A 6,948-nucleotide genomic window follows, 5' to 3' on the forward strand; every position below is an offset into this window, starting at 1 on the left:
TCGGATGCCTCGTCGTGCTGGTCCTGTTCGCGATCTTCGCCGTGGGCGCCTTCCACATCATCCGCCGCACCGACGACTCGTTCGTGCGCATCGTCGCCGGGGCGATCACGCTGTGGATCGTCGGTCAGGCACTGGTCAACGTCGGTGTCGTGCTGCGCATCTTCCCGGTGCTGGGCGTCCCGCTGCCGTTCATGTCGCAGGGTGGCACGTCGCTGCTGTCGGTCCTCATCGCGTGCGGTGTCCTGCTGTCGTGCGCCCGGACGCTCCCAGATCGTCAGCCGGTCGCGCCGGCACCCGCACGCGCCGCGCGTCGCCCTCGCGGCTGATCCCCGCCGCGCCGGACGCGGTGCGGACCGGCGAAGCGGGGAGCCCGTGGCATCCGGTGTCGGCCGACCTGGTTAGGGTCGAGGGGTGACGACGACGCTTCTGGCCGGCGGCGGGACCGCCGGACACGTGAACCCTCTGCTCGCCGTGGCCGACGGACTCCGTGCGCGTGACGCCGGCGACGAGGTGCTGGTGCTCGGCACGCGCGAGGGTCTGGAGGCGCGCCTCGTGCCGCTGCGCGGCTACGAGCTGCTGTTCGTCGACAAGGTGCCCTTCCCTCGGCGCCCCGACCGTGCCGCCGCCGCTTTCCCGAGCCGGTTCCGGCGCGCGATCGCCCAGGTCCGCCGCATCATCCGCGAGCGCGGGGTCGACGTCGTCGTCGGTTTCGGCGGATACGCATCGGCCCCCGCCTACGTGGCGGCCCGCTGGGAGCAGGTGCCGTTCGTCGTGCACGAGGCCAACGCCAAGCCGGGGCTCGCCAACGTCCTCGGCGCCCGAGCGGCGGCAGCGGTGGGCGTGGCGTTCGACGGGACGCCCCTGCGCGGCGCCCGCGTCGTGGGCATGCCCTTGCGGCGCGAGATCGTCGACCTCGACCGCGCCGCGCTGCGCAACGAGGCCGCCGCGCACTTCGGACTGGATGCCGCCGCGCCGACGCTCCTCGTGTTCGGCGGGTCGCTCGGCGCTCAGCGCCTGAACGAGGCGTTCGGCGGTGCGTGGCGCGACGTGCTCGACGCCGGCTGGCAGCTGCTGCACGTGACGGGGGAGAAGTCCGACCTCGCCGACCCCGGCGTCGCGGGCTACGCCCTCGTGCGCTACGTCGACCGGATGGACCTGGCGTTCGCGCTGGCCGATGTCATCGTCTCGCGATCCGGGGCGGCGACGGTGAGCGAGATCAGCGCGCTCGGCATCCCGGCCGTGTACGTGCCGTACGCCGTCGGCAACGGCGAGCAGAGCCTGAACGCGGCGTCGGCCGTGCGGGCGGGAGCGGCGCGGCTCATCGCGGACGCCGAGTTCACCCCCGATCGGGTGCGCAGCGAGATCGTCCCCCTGCTGAGCGACACCGGCGCGCGCGACGCCCTGCGCGCCGCCGCGGCACAGACGGGCACGCGCACCGGCACAGAGAACGTCATCGCCCTCGTGGACGCTGCGCTGGCCCGCTGACGCGGGCGCGCCGGGACCGGGCCGTCAGCCCGGCGACGTAGGATCGCAAGGTCATGATCAGACCCGATTTGAGCCTCCCCATCCCCGAGACCATCACCTCCGCGCACTTCATCGGAGTGGGTGGCTCGGGCATGTCCGGACTCGCGCGCATGTTCCTCGACCGCGGCATCCGGGTGTCGGGTTCCGACCGCGCCGACAGTGCGGCCCTCCGCGATCTCGCCGCACGCGGCGCCACCGTCCACGTCGGGCACGACGCGGCTCACCTCGGCGACGCCGACACCGTCGTGCACACCGGCGCCATCTGGCCCGAGAACCCCGAGTTCGTCACCGCGAAGGCGCGCGGACTGCACGTGATCCACCGCTCGCAAGCGCTGCACTGGCTGATCGGCGGCCGGCGCCTCGTCTCGGTTGCGGGAGCGCACGGCAAGACGACCTCGACCGGCATGATCGTGACGGCCCTGCGGGCGCTCGAGGCCGACCCGACGTTCGTCAACGGCGGTGTCATCGCCGACCTCGGGGCCTCCAGCGGCACCGGCTCCGACGACCTGGTCGTCATCGAGGCCGACGAGTCCGACGGCACGTTCCTGCTCTACGACACCTCGGTCGCGCTGATCACCAACGTCGATCCCGACCACCTCGACCACTACGGTTCGCGCGACGCGTTCGACGCGGCGTTCGCCCGGTTCGCCGATCGGGCACGCGAGGCCGTCGTCGTTTCGGCCGACGACCCCGGTGCTCGCGCCGTCACCGCGCGCCTGAGCCACGCGAACGTCGTCACGTTCGGCGAAGACCCCGCCGCCGACGTGCGCTTGAGCGGCATCCGCACCGACGGGCCCGTCTCCTTCACGCTCGCCGCCGGTGACGAGAGCGTCGACGTGCAGCTCCGCGTGCCCGGAACCCACAACGCCGTCAATGCCGCGGGTGCCGTCGCCGTACTGCGCGTGCTCGGCTACAGCCTCACCGAGGCGGCCCGGGCCGTCGAGGGCTTCGGCGGCACCGTCCGTCGCTTCGAGCTGCACGGGGTCGAGCGCGGAGTGAGCGTCTACGACGATTACGCGCACCACCCGACCGAGGTCGCGGCGGCCCTGTCGGCCGCGCGCACGGTCGTGGGCGAGGGGCGGATCATCGCCATCCAGCAGCCGCACACGTACTCCCGCACGCAGGAGATGTACCGCGAGTTCGCCGAGGTGCTCGAGGAGCTGGCCGATCACACGGTGATGCTCGACGTGTACGGCGCGCGCGAGGATCCCGTGCCCGGGGTCACCGGCGAGCTGGTGAGCGGTGCCTTCGCCGACCCGGCGCACGTGCACTACGTGCCCGATTGGCAGGGTGCGGCCGACTACACCGCGCAGATCGCCCGCCCCGGCGACTACGTCATCACGCTCGGTTGCGGCAACGTGTACCAGATCATCCCGCAGGTGCTCGAGGCGCTCTCCCGCACCGAGGCCGCGGCGGTCTGAGCCGTGCGTCGGCCCTCGCCCCTGCCTCCGTCCTCGGGAACGCCGTCGGGTGGATCGGATCCCCGGCGGGGAGCCGACGGCGGTTTTCCCGTGACCGGGACGTCGCGGTCGTCCGGGGCGTCCGAGGGGGAGCCGGCCGAGGTCGTTCCGCTGCCGCTGCCTGAGCGGGGCGCGGCCGGTGAGGATTCCGAGCCGGATGCCGCGGACACGGGCTTGCGTGACGTGTGGCGTGCCTCCCGTGCCCGTCGCCGCGCGCTGCGTGCCGAGGTCCGTCGCTTCACGGTTCGTCAGCGTCGGCGTCGGCGCGTGTGGATCGGGGCCGGCATCGCGTTCGTGGTGATGGTGCTGGGTACCGTCGGGGCGGCGTACAGCCCGTTGTTCGCGGTGGAGCGCGTCGAGGTCGTCGGAACGTCGCAGTTGGATGCCGCCACGGTCGTCGATGCGCTGAGCGGACAGGTCGGCACGCCGTTGGCGCTGGTCGACGGCAGTGCCGTCAAGGCCGCGCTCGTGCGCTTCCCGCTCGTGGAGTCGTACACGCTCGAGGCGCGTCCCCCGCACGACCTCGTCGTGCGGATCGTGGAGCGCACCCCGGTGGGCGTCGTGCAGACGCCGGCCGGATACACATTGGTGGACGCCGCCGGCGTCGTCCTCTCGACCACCCCCGACGCGCCCGCCGGGCACCCCGTGCTGGAGGTCTCCGGCGGTACGGATTCGGAGCCTTTCCGTGCCGCAGGTCGGGTCGTGCGGGCGTTGCCCGATGGCATCCGGTCGCAGGTGACGGCGGTGTCCGCGTCGACGCCCGACGACGTCACGCTGACGCTCGGGTCGACCGGGACGCGTGTGGTGTGGGGGAGCGCGGAGCGTTCCGTCGAGAAGGCGCGCGTCCTGGACCTGCTCATGCAGAAGAGTCCGCCCGATCGCACGCGCGAGTACGACGTGACCTCGCCCGAGGCGGGCGTCGTGCGCTGATCCGTCGGGCGATAACCCGACACGCCGCGTGTCGGGCGGGCAGGGCCCCCGCTGCCACTTACCTTCGAGCTAAGGAATTGCATACCGGGCAATTCTTTAACCCTCAACATGAGGTTTAGAGTTTCGGGTTCGGGGATAAACGGAGGCCGGCATGAGCCACAACCAGAACTACCTCGCCGTCATCAAGGTCGTCGGTGTGGGCGGGGGCGGCGTCAACGCCGTCAACCGCATGATCGAGCTGGGCCTGCGCGGTGTGGAGTTCATCGCGATCAACACCGATGCGCAGGCGCTGCTGATGAGCGACGCCGACGTCAAGCTCGACGTCGGACGTGAGCTGACGCGCGGTCTCGGGGCCGGTGCGGATCCCGAGGTGGGCCGCCGTGCCGCCGAGGATCACGCCGAAGAGATCGAAGAGGCGCTGCGCGGAGCCGACATGGTCTTCGTGACCGCGGGCGAAGGCGGTGGCACGGGCACCGGCGGTGCTCCGGTGGTGGCCAAGATCGCCAAGTCGATCGGCGCCCTCACGATCGGTGTCGTCACCAAGCCCTTCTCGTTCGAGGGTCGCCGACGCCAGAGCCAGGCCGAGGGGGGAGTGTCCCGCTTGAAAGAAGAGGTCGACACCCTCATCGTCGTGCCCAACGACCGACTGCTCGAGATCAGCGACCGCGGCATCTCGATGATCGAGGCCTTCGCCACGGCCGACCAGGTGCTCCTGGCCGGTGTGCAGGGCATCACCGACCTCATCACCACGCCGGGTCTGATCAACCTCGACTTCGCCGACGTCAAGTCGGTCATGCAGGGTGCGGGCTCGGCGCTCATGGGCATCGGTTCGGCGCGCGGCGCCGACCGGGCGATCAAGGCCGCCGAGCTGGCCGTCGAGTCGCCCCTGCTCGAAGCCTCCATCGAGGGCGCGCACGGCGTCCTGCTGTCGATCCAGGGCGGATCCAACCTCGGCATCTTCGAGATCAACGACGCCGCTCAGCTGGTGAAGGAAGCGGCGCACCCCGAGGCGAACATCATCTTCGGAACGGTCATCGACGACACCCTCGGCGACGAGGTGCGCGTCACCGTCATCGCGGCCGGTTTCGACGGCGGCGAGCCGTCGCTGCGCATCGACCCGGTCGGCGCTCAGCGTCCGGTGGCCGCGCCCGCGGTCCCGGCGATCCCCGCCGACGACGTCGCCCGCGACCTGGACGCGGCCGAGGAGCAGAAGGCCCAGTCGACCGAGCGCACCCCCGAGCCGGCACCGGTGGCCGCGCGGGTCCCCGAGACGTCGTACGACTCGGGCTTCGCCGACGACGACCTCGACGTTCCCGACTTCCTCAAGTAAGCGCGAACGACCGACGTAGCGGGTCCGGTGTCCACCGGGCCCGCTGCGTCGTCCAAGGAGCACCGCATGGATACCGCCCTCGCCGACCGCCTCGCCGCCGTGGATGCCCGCATCGCCGACGCCGCCCGCTCTGCCGGCCGCGATCCGGCCGCGATCACCCGCATCGTCGTGACGAAGTTCCACCCCGTGTCGCTGATCACCGATCTGTACGCGCTCGGGGTGCGTGACGTTGGAGAGAACCGGCAGCAGGAGCTCACGGCCAAGCACGGCGAGGTCGGCGCCCTCGACGGGCTGTGGTGGCATTTCATCGGTCAGGCGCAGACCAACAAGGCCCGCGCGGTGCGCGCGGCATCCGACGCGGTCCACTCGGTCGACCGTGCGCGTATCGCGGACGCCCTGGATGCCGCGGGCGCGGGCGACGTGCTGGACGTGCTGCTGAAGGTCAACCTCACCGACGACCCCGGACGCGGTGGCGTCGCCCCCGCCGAGGTCGAGTCCCTCGCCGCCCACGTGCGGACGCTGCCGAGCCTGCGCGTTCGCGGAGTCATGGCCGTCGCTCCGCTCGAGGAGGCCCCGGCCCGAGCCTTCGAACGCCTGCGCGCGAGTGCCGACGACGTCCGCCGTGTCGTGCCCGACGCGACGTGGATCTCGGCGGGTATGACCGGGGACTTCCCGGAAGCGATCGCGATGGGCGCGACACACCTGCGGATCGGTTCCGCAATCACGGGTCCGCGCCCCCCGCGCGACTAGCCTCGAATCAGACGAGCGAACGGAGGATGCGATGTCGAACCCGCTCAAGAAGACGATGGTGTACCTGGGCCTCGCCGACGAGGAGGAGACCTATGAGGAGACCGCCCCGCAGCCGGTCGCGCGCAAGCAGTCCGCGCAGCCTGCGCCGGTCGAGAAGGCCGCTCCCGTGACCCCGCTGCACCGCCCCGCCGTGGTGCGACAGCCGGCCGCCGGGCCGGTGAGCGAGATCCTCACGGTGCACCCCAAGCAGTACCGCGACGCGCAGACGATCGCTGAGAACTTCCGCGAGGGAATCCCGGTCATCATCAACCTGTCGCAGATGAGCGACGCCGACGCGCGCCGCCTGATCGATTTCGCGAGCGGACTGTCGCTCGGCCTTTACGGGCGCATCGAGCGGGTCACGAGCAAGGTCTTCCTGCTCTCTCCCGAGAACATCGCCGTGTCCGGCGACGGTGCGATCGCACAGGCCGACCCCGAGGGCGCGCCCTTCGCGTCGCAGTAAGCGATCGTGGCCGTCCTGAGCCTGGTCGGCTCCATCCTCAGCGCGCTCCTGTTCGTCTACATCGTTCTGCTGCTGGCACGGTTGGTGCTCGAGTACATCCCGATGTTCAACCGTGAGTGGCGTCCGCGCGGCGCCATGCTGGTGGTGGCCGAGATCGTCTATACGGTCACCGACCCCCCTATCCGCTTACTCCGACGGGTGATTCCGCCTCTGCGGATCGGTGGCATCGCCATCGACTTCGCTTTCGCGATCACGATGTTCGCCTGCTTCCTGCTCCTCAGCGTCACGCGGTCGCTCGCGGCGCTGTGACACCAGCCACAGCCGCCGCCCTTCGACACCGGAGAAGGGCGGCGGCTATGCTGTTCCGAAGCGGTGTGCCCCGGTTCGACACCCCCCAGACCCCATTCAGAGCTCTCGAAAGAGGAAACACCATGGCACTGACCCCCGATGAC

General features: G+C 71.1%; 8 protein-coding genes. All 8 read left to right on the forward strand.

Annotated elements, in window-relative coordinates; all coding sequences use genetic code 11:
- The coding region (locus LQV45_RS14685) for an FtsW/RodA/SpoVE family cell cycle protein (RefSeq protein ID WP_230007666.1) at positions 1–326 on the forward strand (326 nt) is incomplete at its 5' end.
- 85 nt (positions 327–411) lie between these two features.
- Entirely contained in the window at positions 412–1,485 is a 1,074-nt protein-coding gene (locus LQV45_RS14690; RefSeq protein WP_230007667.1) for a glycosyltransferase, read from the forward strand.
- Between the two features lie 53 nt (positions 1,486–1,538).
- A complete protein-coding gene (gene murC, locus LQV45_RS14695; RefSeq protein ID WP_230007668.1) occupies positions 1,539–2,945 on the forward strand; it encodes a UDP-N-acetylmuramate--L-alanine ligase in 1,407 nt (468 codons plus the stop codon).
- 3 nt (positions 2,946–2,948) lie between these two features.
- A complete protein-coding gene (locus tag LQV45_RS14700) occupies positions 2,949–3,914 on the forward strand; it encodes an FtsQ-type POTRA domain-containing protein (RefSeq protein WP_374208218.1) in 966 nt (321 codons plus the stop codon).
- 151 nt (positions 3,915–4,065) lie between these two features.
- Positions 4,066–5,244 carry a cell division protein FtsZ gene (gene ftsZ / locus LQV45_RS14705; protein WP_138174883.1) on the forward strand — a complete coding sequence of 393 codons (1,179 nt, stop codon included), beginning with the start codon at positions 4,066–4,068 and terminating at the stop codon, positions 5,242–5,244.
- Positions 5,245–5,310: 66 nt separating this feature from the next.
- Positions 5,311–5,994 (forward strand): YggS family pyridoxal phosphate-dependent enzyme, encoded by a 684-nt coding sequence (locus tag LQV45_RS14710; RefSeq protein WP_230007669.1) that lies wholly within the window; start codon positions 5,311–5,313, stop codon positions 5,992–5,994.
- A gap of 31 nt (positions 5,995–6,025) precedes the next feature.
- Positions 6,026–6,496, forward strand: a complete 471-nt coding sequence (locus tag LQV45_RS14715; RefSeq protein ID WP_138174887.1) for a cell division protein SepF — start codon at positions 6,026–6,028, stop codon at positions 6,494–6,496.
- A 6-nt stretch (positions 6,497–6,502) separates the two neighbouring features.
- Complete coding sequence (locus tag LQV45_RS14720; RefSeq protein ID WP_138174889.1) at positions 6,503–6,805, forward strand: YggT family protein; 303 nt, start codon at positions 6,503–6,505, stop codon at positions 6,803–6,805.
- Positions 6,806–6,948 lie beyond the last annotated feature (143 nt).

It is taken from the genome of Microbacterium sp. Bi128, from assembly GCF_918698205.1.